Raw genomic sequence first — 21,153 nt, forward strand, 5'->3', positions numbered from 1 at the left:
CGCTTTTCAAAAGTGAGCCGCCGTCAGGGCGGAACCCTAAGTGGCCGTTACCGCAGAAACGGATATGTACCCGGTCCAATCCAACATCCTGGTCGGCCCATAGGCCGCCATCGGGGGCAAGCCCCCTCCCACATTTGGACCGAGATCGACACCAACATCCTGGTCGGCCCATAGGCCGCCATCGGGGGCAAGCCCCCTCCCACATTTGGCCCGGGATCGACACCAACATCCTGGTCGGCCCAGAGGCCGCCATCGGGAGCTAGCTCCCTCGCCACATATCGGTGTCATATCAAAGCTGTGTAGATACCTATGCTCATCGGGGGCAAGCCCCTCCCACACTTCGTCAGGTGTACGCCCTTACAGTTTTTTCTGTCACTGCGGCCCGTGCTCGACTATTGTGGCAACTGTCCCCGTACACTTCTAAACTGTGCCGGTATGTTTCACACAAAAATAAAATACCCGTGAAATCGAGTGCTGCGTCATGACCAATCTGTTGCTCTACCAACGTATTGCCCAGCAATTGGCTGAGGACATCCGGCGGGGTGTCTATCAGCCGGGGGAGCGCGTGCCTTCGGTGCGCAAGATGAGCTCCCAGCTCAATGTGAGCCATGCCACGGTGCTGCAGGCCTATGCCAACCTGGAAGACCAGGGGCTGATCAGGGCGCGGCCGCAATCGGGTTATTACGTGCACCAGACACCGGCACTCACGGCGCCGACGCCGGATATCGCACGGGTTGAACGTCCGGGGTTGGTCACCCGCAGCAGCATCATCCAGCAAGTGTTGGTCGAGTCGCGCCGCGAAGGCGTATTCCCCCTGGGCGCGGCGGTGCCGAGTGTGGATTACCTGCCGGTCCGGGCGTTGCACCAGCAACTGGCCAAGGTCACGCGCTTCCAGAGCCCGCGCGCGTTCAGCTACATGTTCAGCCCGGGCTTTGAACCGCTGCGCCGCCAGGTGGCGATTCGCATGCGCGATGCCGGCGTGGTGGTGGACCCCTCCGAAGTGGTGATCACCCACGGCTGCGTCGACGCGTTGCAGATGTCCCTGCGCGTGCTGACGCGCCCCGGCGATCTGATCGCCGCCGAGTCACCGACCTATTACGGTTTGCTGCAACTGGCCGACCTGCTGGGCCTCAAGGTTATCGAGATCCCCAGTGACCCGGCCACCGGCATGAGTCTTGAGGCCCTGCAACTGGCCGCCAACCAGTGGTCCATCAAGGCGTTGGTGCTGACCACGCGCTTGAGCAATCCCCTGGGCGGGACCATGCCCGAAGAGCGGCAGAAACAGTTACTGCGCCTGGCCTCGGATTTCGATATCCAGATCGTCGAGGACGATATCTACGGCGAGCTGATGTTCGAACTGGGTCGAACCAAGGCCCTGAAAGCCTATGACCGTCTTGACCGGGTCATCTATTGCTCGAGTTTTTCCAAGACCTTGTCCCCCGGCGTGCGCATCGGCTGGATGATTGCCGGCAAGTACCAGCAGGAAATCCAGCGTCTGCAGATGTTCAGCACCCACTCGGCGTGCAGCGTCACACAGATGGGCGTTGCCGCTTACCTGGAGAATGGCGGTTACGACCGGCACCTGCGTTACATCCGCCAGGAATACCGCAAGAACCTCAGCGCTTTTCAACTGGCGGTGCAGCAGTATTTTCCGGAAGGCACACAGATGACCCGCCCGACTGGCGGCTTTATTTTGTGGGTCAGTTTGCCAGGAAGGGTCAATACCCAGGAACTGCACGTGCGCGCCCTGCAACAGGGCATCAGTATCGCACCGGGGCTGATCTTCAGTAATACGGAACAGTTCAACCACTGTATCCGGCTCAATTGCGGTACCCCGTGGAACCGCGAAGCAGAGCGTGCGCTGATGACCCTGGGAATGCTTGCCAGCCAGTTGTGCCAGGAGACGGCGGCGGGTATTTGAGGGGGGTAAAAGGGGACAGGATTGATCTCCATGCTTGTCATAATCCGCACAACAAGCGAGCATATGGCCTTCTGCCGTTAATGCTGTTGGCGATATGACCTCTATTTTTCGCGCTGTCTGGATAGTTGGCTTGTTAGGCCTGTGCAACGCTGGCACTGCGCTGGCGGCATCGCCGGTCACGCAATCCCAGCCCGCCGCAAGCGCCGGGCAGGACGTCGCCGGGCAAAAGCCGGCACCGGTAAAGAAAGCGCCGCAGACGAAGAAAAAAACCGCCAAGTCAAAAAAGCGCGCACCCGTGGCGAGCAAGTCCAAGTCCGCTCGCGAAGTCGCCCAGACCAAACTGCCACCGGCACAGTTGGACCTGTCTTTACCCTCGAACATGGTCAGGCTGTTGCAACCCATCGGCACCATGCCCAAGCCCAAGAGCGTGCCGTTGTTGCCGCCAATGTTCAGTGAAAAACCTTCCGACAACAGCGCATTCCAGATCAATGGCCGCTTGCTCAGCAACGAGATGAAGCTGCAATTGCGTAACGATGAGCGGCGTGATGTGGAAGGTGCCGCGCTGGATTTCGAATTCAAGCGATAAACGTTCGATCATCGGTGACCCACGGCCCTGACCATTTGTCGCAGACTGGTCAGTCATCTTTGTTTTGTGCGAAAAACCCCTGTTGGACCATTTTAAAACGGCTGTTTAAGGGCGTACTCTAGCCCGGCCATCCCATTGAGTCGTCGAGGACCTGCTGGTCATGAAATGCCGTGAAGGCTGTGGCGCTTGCTGCATCGCCCCCTCCATCAGTTCGCCGCTGCCGGGAATGCCCCAGGGCAAACCTGCGGGCGTTCGCTGCCTGCACTTGTCGATCGAACAACTCTGCCAGTTGTTCGGCCAACCGGAGCGGCCGGCAGTGTGCAGCGCTTTCAAGGCAGATATCGACGTCTGCGGCAACGACCAGGCCGATGCGATCCGCTTGATCGGCTGGTGGGAGCAGATGACGGCGGCTTGATGGGCTTTACTATCGGAACTTCAACAATAAGGAATACATCGATGGGTTCGCTGAAACGAATGGCTGTGGTCTGTGGTTTTACAATGATGTTCGCCGGTGCTGCCCAGGCCGAGGACTGGCAAGTGGCCAAGGACGAGGACGGGATCAAAGTGTCCCTGAGCGAAGTGGCCGGTTCCAAGTACAAGGCCTATCGCGGGGTGACCGTGATCAAGGCGCCAGTGGCGAAGATCGTTGCGCTGCAGGAGGACGTCGCGGGCGCCTGCAAGTGGATTCATGAGTGCAAATCGCAAAAGCTCGTCGACAAGAAAGGCGATGAGGCCTGGACCTACACCCAGTTCAAGGCGCCGTTCCCGGTGACGGACCGTGATTCGTACATCCATGTCACCACCACAAGGTCCGCTGACGGTACCGTCACCCGTAAACTGGAGGGTGTGCCGACCTACAAGCCTGAAGAGAAAGGCTATGTGCGGGTCGCCCAGGTGCAAGGTGCCTGGACACTGGTGCCCAAAGGCGCCAACGAGACCGAAGTGACCTACCAGGTGCACACCGAGCCGGGCGGCAGCGTGCCGTCGTGGCTGGCCAACAAGTTTGTGGTGGACGCACCGTTCAACACCTTGAAAGCCCTGAGGGAACGCGCCGAGAAGTAAGCGCGGCGAATCCTGTGCCTCCTGCCTTGAGTGGAACGTTTGGTGAGCCCTCAAGGTCCAGATAGATGTGAGCCCACACATGGGTTTTATCGAGGAGGCACCGATGCCGAAGTGGAACATTTCTTTCATCAATGACCGTGGTGAGCCGGTAGTCGAGCAATTTGACTGCGATCATGAGCCGACGCTGGAAGAGGCCGCACAGATGGTGCGCATACGCGTGTCGCCGGTATTGGAAAAGCTGGACCTCAACGATCTTGCCGATCGTGTTCCCGATCCTACGGTCAAGAGCTTGCACGACCAAAATGGTATCAAAGACCTCAGGGTCGAACCCGCCGCCTGAATATTCCCTGCATGCCATCTTTGCGCCTCTGGTGCAGGTGGTAGCTTCGCGCTACTCTGCAATCGAGATCAGCGAATCAATCGCTCAGGTCTGGTCTTGTCAGCTACATGCTTGTTTTCCTGCGGTGGTCATTGCCGTGGTACCCGCGCCAGTAGCGCGCGGGCTTCAGCTTCAGGAAGCACGGAAAGTCTATCCATCAGTCTGAGGAGGACGTTTCATGAGCACAGCCTATCAAGAAGACATCAGCACCAACGTTCTGCGCCGCATGAAAGAAGGCGGCTTCGACTTCTCACGCTTTCACCCCATCGAGTTCTACGCCATTTTTCCTGATGAAGAACGGGCGCGCAGGGCTGCGGGTCGATTTCGTGGAGAATCGCTGAACGCCCAGGTCAGCGCACGCGACGATGGTGCCTGGTACTTGGAGTTGAGCAAAATCATGTCTGCAACCTACGACGGTATAGGAGACTTCGAGCAGGACTTTGAGGCAGTGGTAGAGCCGCTTGGCGGGATCATCGAAGGCTGGGGCGTCAAGCAGGAGGTGCGTGGGTTACCCATGTAGCGTTTATGAGCAACACAGCACATCGGCTGACCTTTGGGTCGGCCGATTTTGTTTGAGCCGCCCGCCAATGTTCGCAACGCGCAGCGCGCTTTGTGTGCGCCCAAAAAAAAGCCACCCGAGTAGGGTGGCTGAAAGGGAAGATCGAGGAGCCGATCAGTACACGAGCTGACACGGTACTGGCTGTGCAAAGGGTTTAGCTGTAGGACATGTCCTTTTCAGCCGATGGAGATGATTATCCGCAGGTGCGGGCGGGCAGTGAAATCAACTCTGACTATGCTGGTGATAGTCAGAGGTCGCATCGCCATGAAGCGTGCGGCGAAACTCCGGTGATTACGCGCACCAGGACGGTGCAGTGAGAATCCCCGGGTTGTCCAGGTTTTTGATTTTCAAGTGTTTATGCCGCTGGCACGGGCCTTGCGAAGGTCCATGCGTCCGGGTGACAAGGAGTACGGCATGATCCGCACTTATTACGATGAAATGTACGATGGGGCAGGGCAGGTCCGGCCCCATTACCGCCAGTTTGCCCGTTGGTTGGCCGATACCCCAGCCGAACTGCTGGCCCAGCGTCGGCGCGAGGCCGATTTGCTGTTCCATCGTGCAGGGATCACCTTCACGCTTTATGGGGACGAGCAAGGGACCGAGCGCTTGATTCCCTTCGACACCATCCCCCGCAGCATCCCGGCGAGCGAATGGCGAACGGTCGAGCGCGGCTGTATCCAGCGGGTCAAGGCGCTGAACATGTTCCTCGCCGACCTGTACCACGAACAACGCATCATCAGGGCCGGGATCATTCCCGCCGAACAGGTGCTGGCCAACGAGCAATACCAATTGGCCATGCAGGGCCTGAACCTGCACCGTGATCTGTATTCCCACGTCTCCGGGGTCGACCTCGTTCGCGATGGCGACGGCACTTACTACGTGCTGGAAGACAACTTGCGTACGCCGAGCGGCGTCAGCTACATGCTTGAAGACCGCAAGATGATGATGCGCCTGTTCCCGGAGCTGTTCGCGGCCCAGCGTATTGCGCCGATTGATCATTACCCCAACCTGTTGCTCGACACCCTGAAAAGCGCCAGCCCCCTGGATAATCCCAGCGTGGTGGTGCTGACCCCGGGGCGCTTCAACAGTGCGTTTTTCGAGCATGCCTTCCTCGCCAGGGAAATGGGCGTGGAGTTGGTGGAGGGCGCCGATTTGTTCGTGCGCGATGACCGCGTATTCATGCGCACCACCGACGGCCCCAAGGCGGTGGACGTGATCTACCGCCGTCTCGACGACGCGTTTCTCGACCCCCTGGCCTTCAACCCGGCCTCGATGCTCGGCGTGCCGGGCCTGCTGGCCGCCTACCGTTCGGGCAATGTCGTGCTGGCCAATGCCATCGGCACCGGGGTGGCGGATGACAAATCGGTCTACCCCTTCGTCACCGAGATGATCCGTTTTTACCTGGATGAAGAACCGATCCTGCAGAACGTTCCGACGTTTCAATGCCGTAAGCCCGACGAGTTGTCCCACGTCCTGGCCCACTTGCCCGAGTTGGTGGTCAAGGAAACCCAGGGCTCCGGCGGCTACGGCATGCTGGTGGGCCCGGCGTCCACCGCTGCGGAAATCGAGGCGTTCCGCGCACGCATCAAGGCCAAGCCCCACGCCTATATCGCCCAACCCACCCTGTGTTTGTCCACTTGCCCGACGTTTGTAGAAAACGGCATCGCCCCACGGCATATCGACCTGCGCCCGTTCGTGCTGTCCGGCAAGGACACCCGCGTGGTGCCCGGTGGCCTGACCCGTGTAGCGCTGCGCGAAGGTTCGCTGGTGGTCAATTCGTCCCAGGGCGGCGGCACCAAAGACACCTGGGTGGTCGAGGATTGACCTGTGTTGATTAAAAACTGTTCCCCCCTGGAGGCGGCATGAGACTCTCCATCAGCCACGAAACCACCTACCGCTACGAAGACCAGGTGCGCGCCAGCATCCAGTATCTGCGCCTGACGCCCCACGACAGCGAGCGCCAGCACGTGCTCAGCTGGCAGCTTGACCTGCCGCGCCCTGTGCGGGCACAGGTGGACCCGTTCGGCAACATCCTGCATGTGCTGACGCTGGACGAACCTCACGACTCCATCATTATCGGCGCCCGTGGCCAGGTGGATATCGACGAGCTGCGCGAGGCTGAACATGAGAGCCAGTCGGCCTTTCCGTTCCTGCGCGGCACGCGCCTGACCGAACCCGACGAAGCCCTGCGCGGTTTTGCCCGGCAGCACTGCCACCAGCGGCGTGACCGCACGGCCCTGATCGACCTGATGCAGGCCTTGAACCAATCGATGCGCTACACGCCGGGCGCCACCCAGGTCGACACCTGCGCGGCGGAAGCCTTCGCCGGCCACGCGGGCGTCTGCCAGGACCATACCCATGCGTTCCTGGCCTGCGCGCGCAGCCTGGGCATTCCGGCGCGGTATGTATCAGGGTATTTGTACACCGAAGACACTACACACCTGGCCAGCCATGCCTGGGCCGAAGCCTGGCTGGACGACGCCTGGTACAGTTTTGATGTGACCAACCAGTTGGCCCGGCCGGAGCGGCACTTGAAGCTGGCCGTGGGCCTGGACTATCTGGATGCCTGCCCGGTGCGCGGCATGCGCCGTGGGGGCGGGCATGAGCAAATGCATGCCAAGGTGTTCGTGGCGCCGAGCCCGGTGATTTCCGTGCAACAGCAATAATCTGAAGACCAAATGCCGTCCAAATGTGGGAAGGGGATTGCCCTGATACCGTCTGTAGGAGCGAGCTTGCTCGCGAAAAACTCACAGGCACCGCGCTCATTCAGAAAGCACGCGTTATCGTTGACATTTTTCGCGAGCAAGCTCGCTCCTACAACGGGTATTAGGGCAATGCACCTACGCGAGCCTCAAGGCATCTGCTTGCGCCCCGCCATATGCCGCAAGTACCCCACCAGCAGATCCAACTCGTTGTCCGGCAACACACTGACCGCAAACGCCGGCATCTTCGCCTGCGGCCAGTGCCTCAGGCTTTGTGGGTCGCGAATGTACCGCTTGAGGAAATCGCCGATGAAATATTCAGTGGGGTTGTAGGGAATATTCAGATCCGGCCCCACCTGTGCATCACCGGCCCCATTAAGGCGATGGCAGGCCAGGCAGTTCTTCTGAAACAGCGCAAAGCCTTGATTGACCGGGTCATCCGCTGGCAACGTCGGGTCGGGTAACAAGGCGGGGAAGCGCTCGGCGACCGTCTGTAATTGCTTGATCCTGGAGATCTGGAAGGGCCACTGCTCCGGGCTGACATGCCCTGCCTGCGGGTCGGTCCACACCAGATAGAACGGTCCGGCGCTCGGTTTGCCTGGCGTCAGGGCGGGCCAGGGATGGGCCGGGTCTTCCACTGCCAGCCAGGCGCGCGCGCCGTTTTTTTGCAGCAGGGGCGCGGCGGCGAGTTCAGCGGCAAAACCGTCAAGGGCGACCGCTTGCAGATGGCTCGCAGGGTTCAGGCCCTTCAGGAGAACCGCCAAAGGCACTGCGCGATAGGTCATGGTGCGCTTGTAGGAAACATCATCGACAACCTGCACCGTCTGCGCGTCGGGGTGCTTGAGCAGGTCCGTGGTCTGCCAGGTCTTGCTGGCATGGTCCAGTTCAATGGTCAATTGCGCGGCCCAGGCGGGCAGGGCCAGCAGCAGGGCAACGAAGGCGAGGATCGATTTCAAGGGATAGCCCGGGTTCGCAGTGGCGGAAAACGCACGATAGCGCAAATCCGCACGCAAAAAGACAGCCCCCGCAACGGGACCGCTATTCGCAATGTCCCGGCAGGTGCTGCCAAAAGCTGCAGTGCCGATGCTGTGGGTGCGCGCAACAGGTCGCTCGCGTCGTCACCCGATAACCTTGGTTAAGTTGGGCAAGATCAGAATCAGTGTGGTGGCGAACAGAATAAGTCCCGCCTGACGTACTTTCGAATGTTTGAACATGGCTGACTGCCTTTTGTTGTTATTCCTGAGCGTCAAATGCGTGCCTGTTACTCAAGTATCGCGATCTGGCGTGACATTTTTCTTACAGCGGCTCCAGCAAAACCCGGCAGCAGCTTCTTACAGATTCAACCTTAGAGCCCTCGTTCTTCGGCGCTTAGATCCATTTCATATCAACTCATCACGTTTTCTGCTTAAAACGGCATGAGGCCTAGTGCCATCTTGGCGCCAACCCCAAGGCTAGACAGCTAAAACGATTAACCCGGGGTTTCTCATAGCTGCCTACCGTTCGTCCGAGCGAGGGGGTCAAAAGCAATGAGCGCATCCGTCATTGAAACCGTGTCAATCGGGCCTAAGGTAAGGGCATACGCCCACTGTGGTTCGAGGACATCATGACCCAAGCTCTGATCTTTGATGCGATACGCACGCCCCGTGGCAAGGGCAAGGCCGACGGTGCCCTGCACAGCGTCAAGCCGGTAAACCTTGTCGCCGGCCTGCTCACCGCGCTGGCGCAGCGTTGCGACCTCGACACCCGCCAAGTGGATGACATCGTCCTCGGGTGCGTCACCCCGGTGGGCGATCAGGGCGCCGATATCGCCAAGACCGCCGCGCTGGTCGCGGACTGGGACGTCAGCGTCGCCGGCGTGCAGATCAACCGCTTCTGCGCCTCGGGCCTGGAGGCGGTAAACCTGGGGGCAATGAAAGTACGCTCCGGATTTGAAGACCTAGTGGTGGTCGGCGGCGTCGAATCCATGTCCCGCGTGCCGATGGGCAGCGACGGTGGCGCCTGGGTACTCGACCCGCAAACCAACCTGCACAGCCACTTCACGCCTCAGGGCATTGGTGCCGACCTGATCGCTACCCTGGAAGGCTTCACCCGCCGGGACGTGGACGCCTTTGCCCTACAGTCGCAGCAGAAAGCCGCCAGGGCGCGGGCAGACGGTTCCTTCAACAAGTCGCTGATCGCGGTGCAGGACCAGAACGGCATCGTGCTGCTGGACCATGACGAATTCATTCGCGGCGACTCAACCCTCGAGGGCCTGGGCAAGCTCAAGCCCAGCTTCGAAATGATCGGCCAGATGGGCTTTGACGCTACCGCGCTGCGGGTCTACAGCCATGTGGAACGCATCGACCATGTGCACACGCCGGGCAACAGCTCCGGCATCGTGGATGGCGCCGCGTTGATGTTGCTCGGCTCCGAGGCCAAGGGCCGCGAACTGGGCCTGCAACCACGGGCGCGCATTGTCGCCACGGCCGTCACCAGCACCGACCCGACCATTATGCTCACCGGCCCTGCACCGGCCACCCGCAAGGCGCTGGCCAAGGCCGGCCTGCGCGTTGAGGACATCGACCTGTTCGAGGTCAACGAAGCGTTTGCGTCGGTCGTGCTCAAATTCATCAAGGACATGGGCATCGACGCCGCCCGCGTCAATGTCAATGGCGGCTCGATCGCCATGGGCCACCCCTTGGGCGCCACCGGCTGCGCGATCCTCGGCACCTTGCTCGACGAGCTGGAGGTGCGTCGGCATCGCTACGGCCTGGCCACCCTGTGTGTCGGCGGTGGCATGGGTATCGCCACCATCATCGAACGCCTCTGAGCCCAAGGACACTGTCATGACCGACGCCATTCGTTACGAAAAAGGCCAGGACCAGATCGTGGTACTGACCCTCGACATGCCCGGCCAAAGCGCCAACACCATGAACGCGGCCTACCGTGAGGCGATGGCGGCCACCATTGCGCGCCTGGAGGCGGAAAAGGACACCCTGGCCGGGGTGATCATCACCTCGGCCAAGAAAACCTTTTTTGCCGGTGGCGACCTCAATGAGCTGATCCAGGTCGACAAAGCCCACGCCAAGGCGTTCTACGCCGACGTAGGCGTGTTGAAGGCCCAACTGCGCAGCCTCGAGACCCTCGGCAAGCCGGTGGTGGCCGCGATCAACGGCGCGGCGCTTGGCGGTGGCTGGGAGATTTGCCTGGCCTGTCATCACCGCATCGCGCTGGACGACTCGTCCGTGCAGCTCGGCTTGCCGGAAGTCACCCTGGGCCTGTTGCCGGGTGGCGGCGGGGTGGTGCGCATGGTGCGTTTGCTGGGCCTGGAAAAAGCCCTGCCGTATCTGCTGGAAGGCCAGAAAGTGCGGCCGGCACAGGCATTGCAGGCGGGCCTGATCGATGACGTGGCGGCAGATCGTGACGAGCTGCTGGCCAAGTCGCGCGCCTGGATCCTGGCGAATCCGCAGGCCAGGCAGCCGTGGGACAACAAGGGCTACCAGATTCCCGGGGGCACCCCGTCGAACCCGAAAGTCGCGCAGATGCTCGCCATTGCGCCGTCGATTCTGCGCAGCAAGACCCAGGGCTGTTTCCCGGCACCGGAGAAAATCCTCTGCGCCGCCGTGGAAGGCGCACAGGTGGATTTCGACACCGCGCACCTGATCGAAACCCGCTATTTCACCGAGCTGGTGACCGGTCAGGTGGCGAAAAACATGATCGGCACGTTCTGGTTCCAGCTCAATGAAATCAACGCCGGCCGCTCGCGACCACAAGGTTTTGCGCGCTATGTGACGCGCAAGGTCGGCGTGCTCGGCGCCGGCATGATGGGGGCGGGCATTGCTTACGTCAGTGCCTGTGCGGGCGTTGACGTGGTGCTCAAGGACATCAGCCTGGCCACTGCCGAGAAGGGCAAGGCCCATTCGGCGGCGTTGCTGGACAAGAAAGTCAGCCGTGGGCAACTGACCGCCGAGCAGCGGGAAACCATCCTGGCGCGGATTCACCCTGCACAGGATGACGCTGACCTGGCCGGCTGTGATTGGGTGATCGAAGCGGTGTTCGAAGACCGCGAACTCAAGGCCAGGGTATCGGCCGCCGCACAACGCGTGGTCGGTGCAGACGCGGTGATCGCCTCCAACACCTCGACATTGCCCATCAGCGGCCTGGCGAGCGCAGTGCCCGACCCTGGCAAATTCATCGGCCTGCATTTCTTCAGCCCGGTGGACAAGATGGCCCTGGTGGAAATCATCAAGGGCGCTCACACGAGTGACGAAACCCTGGCTCGGGGGTTCGACTTCGTACTGCAAATCAAGAAAACCCCGATTGTGGTCAACGACAGCCGCGGCTTCTTCACCTCGAGAGTATTCGGCACATTCACCAACGAAGGCATCGCCATGCTCGGCGAAGGCGTGGCCGCGCCGATGATCGAGACCGAAGCGCGCAAAGCTGGTATGCCGGTAGGGCCGCTGGCGGTGTCCGATGAAGTGTCCCTCAGCCTCATGAGCCATATCCGACAGCAAACCGCCAAGGACCTGCAAGCGCAGGGCAAGGCAGCGCCTACCCATCCGGCGACGGCGGTGATCGATCTGCTGGTCAACGACCACAAGCGCAGGGGCAAAGCTGCGGGTGGCGGTTTCTATGACTATCCGGCAGGCGCCCGGAAGCGCCTGTGGCCCGAACTCAAGACGCGGTTCGAACAGCCCGATAAACAGATTTCGCCCCAGGATGTGCGCGATCGCTTGTTGTTTATCCAGGCCATCGAAACCGTGCGCTGTGTGGAGGAGGGCGTGTTGATGTCCACCGCCGACGCCAATATCGGTTCGATCTTCGGCATTGGCTTCGCGGCCTGGAGTGGCGGCGCGCTGCAGTTTATCAATCAGTACGGCCTGGACGACTTTATCGCCCGGGCGCGCTATTTGGCCGAGCAGTACGGGGAGCGTTTCGCGCCACCGGCGTTGTTGCTGGAGAAAGCGGCACAAGGCGCAACCTTTTGCTGATCAACCAGGGGCTTGCTTTGCAGATACCTTTCAAGGCACGCTCTGGGGTGTTCAATATTCCCATCGCCGTGTCAGGTATTTTTTATGTCGCTACGCGTCTGCATCCTGGAAACCGATATCCTGCGTCCGGGCCTGATCGATCAGTACCAAGGCTACGGGCAGATGTTCAAGCGCCTGTTCGCCAAGCAGCCGATTGCCGCCGAGTTTGTGGTGTACAACGTGGTGCAGGGTGAATACCCGCCGGATGACGAAGTGTTTGACGCGTACCTGATTACCGGCAGCAAGGCCGACTCGTTCGGCACCGACCCATGGATCCAGACCCTCAAGACCTACGTGCTAGAGCGCTATGAGCGCGGCGACAAACTGTTGGGTATCTGCTTCGGCCACCAGTTGCTGGCGTTGCTGCTCGGCGGCAAGACCGAACGCGCCAGCCAGGGCTGGGGCATGGGCATCCACGATTACAAGCTCGATGCCAAGGCGCCCTGGATGAGCCCGGAAGTACCGGAACTGACGCTGTTGATCAGCCATCAGGACCAGGTGACCACCTTGCCGGAAAATGCCACGGTCATCGCCTCGAGTGAGTTTTGCCCCATCGCGGCGTATCACATTGGCGACCAGGTATTGTGCTTCCAGGGCCACCCGGAATTCGTGCAGGACTATTCCCGCGAACTGCTTGAGATTCTTCAGACAACCCTGGGCGAAAAGGTCTACACCAACGGCGTGGCCAGCCTTGAGCGCGACCACCACGGTGCGACCGTGGCGGAATGGATGATGCGCTTTGTGGCGCACAAACCTAAAGCCAACCCGACCGTTTGAAGCTCGCCCACAAGCTGGTGCAGCCCACGGCAATAAACCCGAGCACTGCAAAGTAGCCGTAGTGCCATTGCAGCTCGGGCATGTTCTGGAAATTCATCCCATAAATCCCCGCCACCGCCGTGGGGAACGCGAGGATCGCCGCCCAGGCGGCGAACTTGCGCTGCACCACACTCTGGCGCGAGGCCTCCAGCAGCACGCCGAGCTCGATGGTCTGGCTGGCAATGTCGCGCAGAGTCGTCAAGTCCTCCATCTGCCGCGTGACGTGGATCTGCACGTCACGGAAATACGGGCGCATGTTCTTGTCGATAAACGGAAAGCTCAGCTTCTGCAACTCCTGGCTGATCTCCACCATCGGCGCCACATAGCGCTTGAGCCGCAGCACGTCGCGGCGCAGGCCGTGGAGGTTCTGGATATCGCGCTCGCTCAGGGAACTGCACAGCACATTGCGCTCCAGTTCATCGATCTCGGCGTGGATCGCTTCGCTGACCGGCTGGTAGTTTTCGGTGACGAAATCCAGCAAGGCATAGAGTACGAAATCTTCCCCATGCTCCAGCAACAACGGACGTGCCTCACAGCGCTGGCGCACAAAACCGTAGGACGCCGAATGCCCGTTGCGGGCGGTGATGATGTAGCCATTGCCGGCGAAGATATGGGTCTCGATAAACTCCAGCTTGCCGTTCTCGCGCACCGGTGAGTACGTGACGATAAACAGCGCGTCGCCGAAGGTTTCCAGCTTCGGGCGACTGTGTTTTTCCATGGCGTCTTCGATCGCCAGTTCATGCAGGTTGAACTGGTGCTGCAGGTTGGTCAGTTCCTGAGCACTGGGTTCTTCCAGGCCGATCCACACAAAGTGGCCGGGTTTGGCGGCCCAGGCCGCACCTTCGTCGAGGGTGATATCCGTGACTTTCTTTCCGGCGCTGTAGACGGCGGCGGCAACGACTCTACCCATGGTGCTGATCACTTCTTATCTGGAGGACAGGTGTTGGGCAGCTTAGCGTGAATGGCGTTCCCTGAAGTGATCGTTCCCACGCTGCGCGGTGATCGTTCCCACGCTCTGCGTGGGAATGCCTCCCGTGACGCTCCGCGTCGTCCGCACGGCGCAGGCGTTCAAGCGCCTTGCAGTTCGCGATCCATCTGCGCAATGCACGCATCCATCTGCGCCTGGCACGCCTGCATCAGCGTCGGAACGTCGTCCGCCGTCATCCCCACAGTAGGAATCGGCGCCAACGAACGTATGAGCACCTCGCCACTGTTCCAGCGATTAAGGCGCATATGCGTGACATAGTTACTGACACACACCTGCACGATCGGCACACCGGCCGCAATCGCCATATGGAACGCGCCTTTTTTGAACGGCAACAGACCTTTGCCGAGGTTGCGCGTGCCTTCCGGAAATACCCAGATGGACGTGTCTTCATGCTGCAGGGTGCGGGTCGTGGTGAGCATGGCACGGCGTGCCTTGTGCGCATTGCCGCGGTCGATCAGCACATTGCCGGCCAGCCAGAACAACTGGCCGAACAACGGCACCCACTTCAGGCTTTTCTTGGCAATGCATACCGTGCGATGCGGCACCACGGTGCCCAGCACGAACAGATCATAATTGGACTGGTGGTTGGCGATCACCACGCAGGTGCCGGGCTTGTTGCGCAGCGAGTCGACCTCCGTCCTTACCTTCAAGCGCAGTATCCACATGGCGGGCAGTGCATAGAGGCGGGCGCAGAGGCGACTGTTGTCGGGATTGAACGGGCGGCATATCCCTATAAGCACGCCCACTATCCCGGCGAGCATAAAGTGCAGGCCCATCAACAACATACGTAACAGAAAAAGCATCGACACGGCCCATCGGAACAAAAGGTGGCGCAGTGTACGGATGTGCACTGTATTCGGCAATTGCCCCTAAAGACGTAGGAGATAGGCGATGTTTAAGCGCATGTTTCAACATAGGCCGATAAAGCCTGTCTAGAGCGGCGCAGGCTGTTTCGGCTTTGGCTGTAAGAAAAAGCCCGACTCAAGGTCGTAATGTCGTTCAGTTAAGGCTTTTTGTAGGAGCGAGCTTGCTCGCGAAAAACCACAGGCGCCGCGTTCAATCAGGAAACACGCGTTATCGTTGACGTTTTTCGCGAGCAAGCTCGCTCCTACAGAGGGCGATGTACGCTTAACTGAACAGCATTACGACTCGAGGTCGGGCTTTGGCACAGCAGGTTCAGGCATTACATCAGCACATGACCTTGATCCTGGATAATTGCATCGTCCAGCGCCTCCAGCAGCGCCTTGCGCACCTTCAGCTTGGTCTGCTTGTGCGCATTCATATTGATCTTCTTCAACTGCCGCGCCGCTTCCAGTGCCGCCGCGTGCAATTCTTCCGGCGCCACCACCTTGTCGAGGAAGCCCGCCTGCAAGGCGCCTTGCGGGTCAAACATCTCGGCATTGATCACCGAGCGATGAAACGCCGACTTGCGCAGACGGTCCCGCGCCAACTCGATACCGGCGTGGTGCATGGTCATGCCGATCGCCACTTCATTCAGGCCGATGCTGAACGGGCCCTCAACGCCAATCCGATAATCCGCCGACAGCAGCAGGAACGCGCCCTTGGCCACCGCATGCCCAGGGCACGCCACGATCACCGGAAACGGATGCGACAACAGGCGACGCGCCAGCGTCGAGCCGGACGTCACCAGGCCGATGGCTTCTTTAGGGCCGGCCGTCATCACTTTCAAATCATAACCGCCCGACAGAATGCCCGGCGTGCCCGTGATGACCACCACCGCCCGATCCTGCTCCGCCTGATCCAGCGCCGCATTGAACGCACTGACCACTGCCGGCGAAATGGCATTCACCTTGCCGTTGCTCAGGGTCAGGGTCGCGATACCGTCTTCGAGGTGGTAGGCAATCAACTCACTCATGACGCGGTTCCTTATAGGGCTTGTTATAGAAGAATGCAGCAAACGTTACCCAGCGCGCCCGCGCGGGTAAAGCGCCGTGACTGACTGCCCAGTCAGGCTTTCGCGTGACACCCGGCAGTAGAGCGCCTGAAGCAGGGCACCACAGCCAGCGTAGACCATCCCAATCCATGCCCGAGATTGGCACAATCGCCATCGCCCGCAGACCCCGTTCCGGCATAACCGTCTAACCGCATGAAAATTCTGAAAAAAACCTTTGCCATCAGAAAGGCTTTCGACTACATTAGCGCGCCTCGACAGACTGAACTGGTTTGCCGAGATACGGTGAAGTGTCCGAGTGGCTTAAGGAGCACGCCTGGAAAGTGTGTATACAAGAAATTGTATCGAGAGTTCGAATCTCTCCTTCACCGCCACATTATTACGAAAAAGCCCCGTTTTACGGGGCTTTTTTGTGCCTGCTGGTTTTGTTCCGCCATCTGCCCAATTCGGGCTCTGTAGCGCTTTATCCAGACATACAGGCGGCTATGCGCCTACACACCCGGACGAGCCGCCTCAGCCCTGCGACGCACTGGATCGTCTTCGCCAATACCGCACCACTGCCGCCAGGGCCACCAGTGCTACCACCGCGAGGAAGATCGGCAGGCGATACGGCTTCAGGTCGCCAAAGAAATGCTGCAATGCTTCGCCGGCCCAATAGCCGGCGCCGACGAACAGGGTGGCCCAGATTGCCGCACTTGGCACATTGATCAGGGCGAACTTCCAAGGCGATAGTCCACTGGCACCGATCACGATGGGCCCCACCAGGCGCATGCCGTAGAGAAAGCGCACGGTGAATACCGAGGTCGTCGGATAGCGATGGATAAGGTTCTCTACCCGTTCGATGGCTGACTGATGACGTTTGAGTTTGGGCAGCAGGCGCTGTCCGGAATAACGTCCGGTCCAAAACAGCAGTTGATCGCCGAGTATCCCGCCTGCAGTGGCCCACCCGATCACCTGCAGCACTTGCAAAGTGCCTTGGTGCGCAGCCATTCCGCTCAGGATAAGAACGGTCTCGCCTTCGAGCAGGCAGCCCAGGAAGATTACCCAGTAGCCGTAGCCAGCGATCAGCGCATTTAGATCAAGATGTTCGAGCACGGCGTATTCCTTGTCGCTTGGCACGGAAAGGCCGCGCCGGGATTCTTCGCGTTTCCTTTGAGGTATCCGTCAGCAAAAAGGTTTCGACAATGTGGCCAGCGCTTCTGGGCGCCGTTCTATGCGGTCATACGGGAGAGGGATGAGCGCGCGCGTTCACGGCCGTTGGATGCCTGCTGCGGATTAGACAGCAGGCATCGGGAAGGGACTTAGCGAGCAATCATCCCGGCAGCTTGTTCGGTCGCTTCAGTCGTACGCGTTGCCAGCTTGCGCACTTCGTCTGCAACGACCGCAAAGCCGCGACCCGCTTCGCCCGCGCGCGCGGCCTCAATCGCCGCGTTCAGTGCCAGCAGATTTGTCTGGTTGGCAATGCTCTGAATCGTCCCGACGATCTGTGACAATTGGGCGATGTTGTTCTCAAGCGTCCGCTGGTGCTTGACCTCAGTGTGCCGCAGCGCCTCCTGCTCATGCTGCAAGTGGACATCCACGAGGGCACCTACTACCCGAAGCGGTGAGCCGCTGGAGTCGCGGCGGGTCTGACCTCGCGCTCTGAACCACCGATACTCGCCGCTCTTCATCTTCAAGCGATACTCGATATCAAAAGGCGTTTTACCCGATCGGTCGTTCAAATGAGCACCAAATGCGTCGAGGCTTTGTTCCTTATCATCCGGGTGTAGTCGGGATGCCCAGCTGTCCAGGACATCCGGGAACTCCTCCACTGTTTCAAATCCAAGCAGCCGCCGGAACTGCGGAGACCACCAGAAAGGGTTCTTTGGATTGACCGGGTCTCCCGCGATGACTTCCATATCCCACAGACCGTCCGAGAGCATCTCCCTGGCCAGTTCAAATCGGGTGATGATGACGTCGTGCTCCTGGTCTCGCTCAAGCTGATCATGGATATCACGCAGAGAACCCGCGACGCGTAGAGGCATCCCCCGATCATCCCGCAAGGTCTCTCCCTGGGCATAGAACCAACGGTAGGAACCGTCCTTCATGGCTAGGCGATTTTTCACTTTATACGGTGTGTGCCCGGATTTATCATTCAAGTGGCGGGCAAAAGCGTCGAGGGTGGCTTGCTTGTCCTGTGGATGCAGGCGGTCGGCCCAGCTGGCTAACACATTTGGGAAATCGCGCTCATCGTTAAACCCCAGAAGGTTTCGCAGTTGCTGAGACCACCAAAAGCGATTTTTGGGATTCACCGGGTCGCCAGCGACGACCTCCATATCCCAGAGCCCTTCACTGGAGGCGCGGTTTACAAGATCAAACCGCACCTCGTGGGCATGCGCGGATGACGCAGCTTCGCGAAGCAGCTCACGGGCTGCCTCCAGTTCCTGCTCAAGCGCATGGATACGGGACTGGGAGTCGCGATCAAGGGAGTCAAAAGCCTTCCAGGCATCGAGGACAGCCGCGCGTTCAGCGCACCCGTCTACTTGTGGCGGTACCCGGCGGGTGATTGCAGCAACCAATTGTTGAACAGCGCGACGATCACGGCGCATTTTGAAGACATTAATCATGAAGATTGGACTCGTAGATGTTGCGGGCCCTATCCATGGCACCTTGCCATCTATATCGTCATGAGCGAAAAAAACTGTACACGATTTTTGATTTGTACATGATCTGATGAGCGTGCCCTGAAGATCGGTGGTCCTTAACGCTCCAGGCGTGCTGCGGTCGCTTGAAAAGTAAACAAGCCCCTGATACTGCGAAAAATCAGGGGCTTCGTTATTTCTGCGGTTTGAAAATCTGGCGATTCAGGTCAGGCGCAAGGCATGTCCATCCGCCGCCCTATGACGTCGAGCAAATCGCAGCCGTCGCGCAACGGTATTGAGCAGAGCAGTGTGAAATCGCTGAGTACGACAGCATCACTGCTGATCTCACTGCGTAGTGCGAGGTTCTCAAGGACTTGGGTAACGGCGCGAAGTCGATAGGTTGCAGCGTCGAGAAGTATTTCCAGCGGCGCGGTGGTGTCGACAAAAAGAGCAGGGGTGGCGCTGTCGTTGTTGGTGAGGGCTATGTACTGGTTCATATGTGCAACTCCGGTTGTCAGAGGAAAGCAGCCACACATTTGTCGCCAAACAAAAGGTGGCAGCTGTACGCAGGTTGGCGAACCGGGACAATCGGAAAAACCGGCAGACCCGAAGGTCTCCCGCGCACAGCTACCGTCGAGCAGCTTATTGCGCGCAGAAGCATCCCGCAAATATGCGAGGACATTTCTGTCGATTTATCGTCGAGTCGCCAAACCCGGTCACCCTATGAGTGACCGGATGACTATAGGCATGGGGATTTTGAAACGGGAGCCCCGCATTTCTGCAAGGCGTGTAGGACGTTGCCCAAACCCGCACAGCGATGAGAAATGATTCAGGATTGAGCGTCAGCGAGACGGGCGTAACGGATACCGAGGTTCATGGACCATCCTCTGGCGTCAGGCCCATGAAACCTCTCTTGCCAGGCTCAGCGCTCTGGCAACCTGATACTTATTGCGCGGTTTTCAACTTGATCACATCACCGGAGATCTTGGTGGTGTAGCCATTGAGGACCCAGGCCCAGAACCATTTTTCCTGGACTTGGGTGTTGATCATCGCGTCGCCGCCTTTGGCCTTGATGGCTGCATCCTGAGCGCGGACGAAGCGGCTGTTCTGGCCGATCGGGATAACGCCCAGCAGCATGATGCCGGTGGCGCTGGCTTCGCTGTGGCCGAGCACGGTGTATTGGCTGGCGTCGTATTGCTGGGTTTTCATGGCGGTGCCGGTGCAACCTGCCAGGGTGAGACCAAGAACGGCTGCTGCTACTTTACTGACGTACTTCACACGTAACTCCATGGGCTGAATCTCGAGACTCAATTCTCGAGGCGCGACACTTTAAACGCTCATATGGCGGATTGAAATCAGCTAGCCAAGGTTTGTGATGACAGTCAGGTCGCCATCGGGGCAAGCCCGAATGCCAGTCAGTTAAGGCTTTTTGTAGGAGCGAGCTTGCTCGCGAAAAACTCACAGGCACCGCGTTCATTCAGAAAGCACGCGTTATCGTTGACGTTTTTCGCGAGCAAGCTCGCTCCTACACAGACTGGTTCCAGGCCAAGCCCCCTCCCACCGTCAGAGATGCAGCCACGCCAGGCTGCCGAGTACCACGGCCACGCCACCGGCCGTGTACGCCATGCGCTTGAGCCATTCCTTGCGCGTGAGCAAGGTAATCGCCGCCAGTGAGATCGCGATCTGAATCGCCGTCATCGCCTGGGCCCAGCGATGGTGCTGGTGCAGCGCTTCTTCGGATTTTCGGTCCCATTCCAGGGAGGTGGCTTCAAGCTTCTCGGCTTGTTTGCGCACCTCTTCCTTCTGGCTTTTATAGCGCTGGATTTCATCGTTGTAGTGGGCGGCATCCACGCCGGGAATATGCGTGGCCAGCTCCGCCAGGTTCTGGCGGCTGGACTTGGCCTGGTAGTAATTCCACTGGTTGGCGGCCTCGGTCTTGATGATCGCGGCGTTGTTCTTGTCCATCGCCGCCTCGCTTTCGCTGGAGCCGGCCTGGTAGCTGAGCATGGCGCCGACGGTGGCCATGATGGCGGTCATCACCGCGATACGACTGGCAAAGGTATCGCCTCGACCGTGGGCCTGTTCGGTGGTGTGTTCGAGGTGCTTTTCGTGGGGGCTGGGGACTTCGAAGGCTTCGGACATGGCGGCGTCTACGAGGGGGCAGAGGGAGCCTGATTCTTCACCAGTGCGGCTGTCTCAAGCCTGTCGATAACGTCGGATCAGGTGCCCATACAGCGCAATATTGACCAGCAGCACCAGCGCACCCAGGCCCAGTTGGATCTGCGGCGTGAGCCCGGCCGGGTAGATCAGCGCGAGGATGTAATGTTCGATGAAGCCTGCGCCATAACCGTCTTGTCCGGCCAAATAGCGCAACAGGTTTTCCCAGCGGGTGAGCGGGCAGGGCAGGTGAAACACCTCGACGGCAACGCCCCAGGCCGCTGCGGGCAGGTGCAGCCAGATGAGCGGTCGCCATTTGAGCACCAGCAGGCTACCGAACAGCACGAACAGGATGAAGCATAAATGGAACAGCACCAGGCTGTCGGCGGCTAGACGGTAGAGCATGCTTGGGTTCGCTTTGAGGGCGTCGAAGGCGCG

General features: G+C 59.7%; 20 protein-coding genes, 1 tRNA gene and 2 pseudogenes. 12 read left to right on the forward strand and 11 right to left on the reverse strand.

From position 1 onward, the window contains the following. The first annotated feature begins 481 nt into the window (after positions 1-481). From BFP90_RS23880 to BFP90_RS23915, 8 genes are all read left to right on the forward strand, one after another. Entirely contained in the window at positions 482-1,921 is a 1,440-nt protein-coding gene (locus BFP90_RS23880) for an aminotransferase-like domain-containing protein (protein WP_065895461.1), read from the forward strand. Positions 1,922-2,015: 94 nt separating this feature from the next. Further along, entirely contained in the window at positions 2,016-2,507 is a 492-nt protein-coding gene (locus BFP90_RS23885; RefSeq protein ID WP_065898129.1) for a translation initiation factor 2, read from the forward strand. Between the two features lie 160 nt (positions 2,508-2,667). After that, a complete protein-coding gene (locus BFP90_RS23890; protein WP_065895459.1) occupies positions 2,668-2,922 on the forward strand; it encodes a YkgJ family cysteine cluster protein in 255 nt (84 codons plus the stop codon). A 41-nt stretch (positions 2,923-2,963) separates the two neighbouring features. Then, entirely contained in the window at positions 2,964-3,569 is a 606-nt protein-coding gene (locus BFP90_RS23895; protein WP_065898130.1) for an START domain-containing protein, read from the forward strand. 79 nt (positions 3,570-3,648) lie between these two features. Next, positions 3,649-3,909, forward strand: coding sequence for a hypothetical protein (locus tag BFP90_RS23900; RefSeq protein ID WP_065887803.1), 261 nt, complete (start codon positions 3,649-3,651; stop codon positions 3,907-3,909). 217 nt (positions 3,910-4,126) lie between these two features. Continuing rightward, positions 4,127-4,468: a ribonuclease E inhibitor RraB gene (locus BFP90_RS23905; RefSeq protein WP_057721151.1), complete on the forward strand. Its 342-nt coding sequence runs from the start codon at positions 4,127-4,129 to the stop codon at positions 4,466-4,468. 453 nt (positions 4,469-4,921) lie between these two features. Next, positions 4,922-6,331: a circularly permuted type 2 ATP-grasp protein gene (locus BFP90_RS23910; protein WP_065898131.1), complete on the forward strand. Its 1,410-nt coding sequence runs from the start codon at positions 4,922-4,924 to the stop codon at positions 6,329-6,331. Between the two features lie 38 nt (positions 6,332-6,369). Beyond that, on the forward strand, positions 6,370-7,173 hold the full coding sequence (locus tag BFP90_RS23915; protein ID WP_065895456.1) for a transglutaminase family protein: 804 nt from the start codon (positions 6,370-6,372) through the stop codon (positions 7,171-7,173). Between the two features lie 185 nt (positions 7,174-7,358). Here BFP90_RS23915 and BFP90_RS23920 read toward each other — a convergent pair whose 3' ends face one another. Next, positions 7,359-8,165 (reverse strand): c-type cytochrome, encoded by an 807-nt coding sequence (locus BFP90_RS23920; protein WP_065898166.1) that lies wholly within the window; start codon positions 8,163-8,165, stop codon positions 7,359-7,361. Positions 8,166-8,812: 647 nt separating this feature from the next. Between BFP90_RS23920 and BFP90_RS23925 the strand changes: the two genes are divergently transcribed. From BFP90_RS23925 to BFP90_RS23935, 3 genes are all read left to right on the forward strand, one after another. After that, entirely contained in the window at positions 8,813-10,018 is a 1,206-nt protein-coding gene (locus BFP90_RS23925; RefSeq protein WP_065898132.1) for an acetyl-CoA C-acetyltransferase, read from the forward strand. A gap of 16 nt (positions 10,019-10,034) precedes the next feature. Then, positions 10,035-12,182, forward strand: a complete 2,148-nt coding sequence (locus tag BFP90_RS23930) for a 3-hydroxyacyl-CoA dehydrogenase NAD-binding domain-containing protein (protein WP_065898133.1) — start codon at positions 10,035-10,037, stop codon at positions 12,180-12,182. An 84-nt stretch (positions 12,183-12,266) separates the two neighbouring features. Further along, a complete protein-coding gene (locus tag BFP90_RS23935) occupies positions 12,267-12,998 on the forward strand; it encodes an amidotransferase (protein ID WP_065898134.1) in 732 nt (243 codons plus the stop codon). Here the strand turns inward: BFP90_RS23935 and BFP90_RS23940 are convergent. The 3 genes from BFP90_RS23940 to BFP90_RS23950 all read right to left on the reverse strand — a co-directional run bounded on the left by BFP90_RS23940 (position 12,976) and on the right by BFP90_RS23950 (position 15,901). Further along, the gene (locus BFP90_RS23940; protein ID WP_065895469.1) at positions 12,976-13,947 is read right to left on the reverse strand and encodes a magnesium and cobalt transport protein CorA; all 972 of its coding nucleotides are present in this window, start codon (positions 13,945-13,947) and stop codon (positions 12,976-12,978) included. The genes BFP90_RS23935 and BFP90_RS23940 overlap by 23 nt on opposite strands. Positions 13,948-14,105: 158 nt before the next feature. Further along, positions 14,106-14,828, reverse strand: coding sequence for a lysophospholipid acyltransferase family protein (locus BFP90_RS23945; RefSeq protein WP_065898135.1), 723 nt, complete (start codon positions 14,826-14,828; stop codon positions 14,106-14,108). A 380-nt stretch (positions 14,829-15,208) separates the two neighbouring features. Then, entirely contained in the window at positions 15,209-15,901 is a 693-nt protein-coding gene (locus tag BFP90_RS23950; protein WP_065895451.1) for a crotonase/enoyl-CoA hydratase family protein, read from the reverse strand. 320 nt (positions 15,902-16,221) lie between these two features. Here BFP90_RS23950 and BFP90_RS23955 point away from each other — a divergent pair. Then, positions 16,222-16,311, forward strand: a tRNA-Ser gene (locus BFP90_RS23955). A gap of 139 nt (positions 16,312-16,450) precedes the next feature. Here the strand turns inward: BFP90_RS23955 and BFP90_RS23960 are convergent. From BFP90_RS23960 to BFP90_RS23985, 7 genes and pseudogenes are all read right to left on the reverse strand, one after another. Beyond that, positions 16,451-17,032 carry a DedA family protein gene (locus BFP90_RS23960; RefSeq protein WP_065898167.1) on the reverse strand — a complete coding sequence of 194 codons (582 nt, stop codon included), beginning with the start codon at positions 17,030-17,032 and terminating at the stop codon, positions 16,451-16,453. Between the two features lie 215 nt (positions 17,033-17,247). Then, a pseudogene (locus tag BFP90_RS29735) lies at positions 17,248-17,484 on the reverse strand (methyl-accepting chemotaxis protein); the annotation flags it as partial. A gap of 36 nt (positions 17,485-17,520) precedes the next feature. Further along, positions 17,521-18,543, reverse strand: a pseudogene (locus BFP90_RS29445) (PAS domain-containing protein); the annotation flags it as partial. Positions 18,544-18,785: 242 nt separating this feature from the next. Next, positions 18,786-19,055, reverse strand: a complete 270-nt coding sequence (locus BFP90_RS23970) for a short-chain dehydrogenase (RefSeq protein WP_065898136.1) — start codon at positions 19,053-19,055, stop codon at positions 18,786-18,788. Positions 19,056-19,503: 448 nt separating this feature from the next. Continuing rightward, entirely contained in the window at positions 19,504-19,836 is a 333-nt protein-coding gene (locus BFP90_RS23975) for a hypothetical protein (RefSeq protein ID WP_065898137.1), read from the reverse strand. 285 nt (positions 19,837-20,121) lie between these two features. Then, on the reverse strand, positions 20,122-20,700 hold the full coding sequence (locus BFP90_RS23980; RefSeq protein ID WP_065895448.1) for a DUF4337 domain-containing protein: 579 nt from the start codon (positions 20,698-20,700) through the stop codon (positions 20,122-20,124). A 54-nt stretch (positions 20,701-20,754) separates the two neighbouring features. Then, positions 20,755-21,120, reverse strand: coding sequence for a DUF2784 domain-containing protein (locus tag BFP90_RS23985; protein WP_065898168.1), 366 nt, complete (start codon positions 21,118-21,120; stop codon positions 20,755-20,757). Positions 21,121-21,153 lie beyond the last annotated feature (33 nt).

Source organism: Pseudomonas sp. 24 E 13 (assembly GCF_900004715.1).
GTDB classification, from domain to species: Bacteria; Pseudomonadota; Gammaproteobacteria; order Pseudomonadales; family Pseudomonadaceae; genus Aquipseudomonas; species Aquipseudomonas orientalis_A.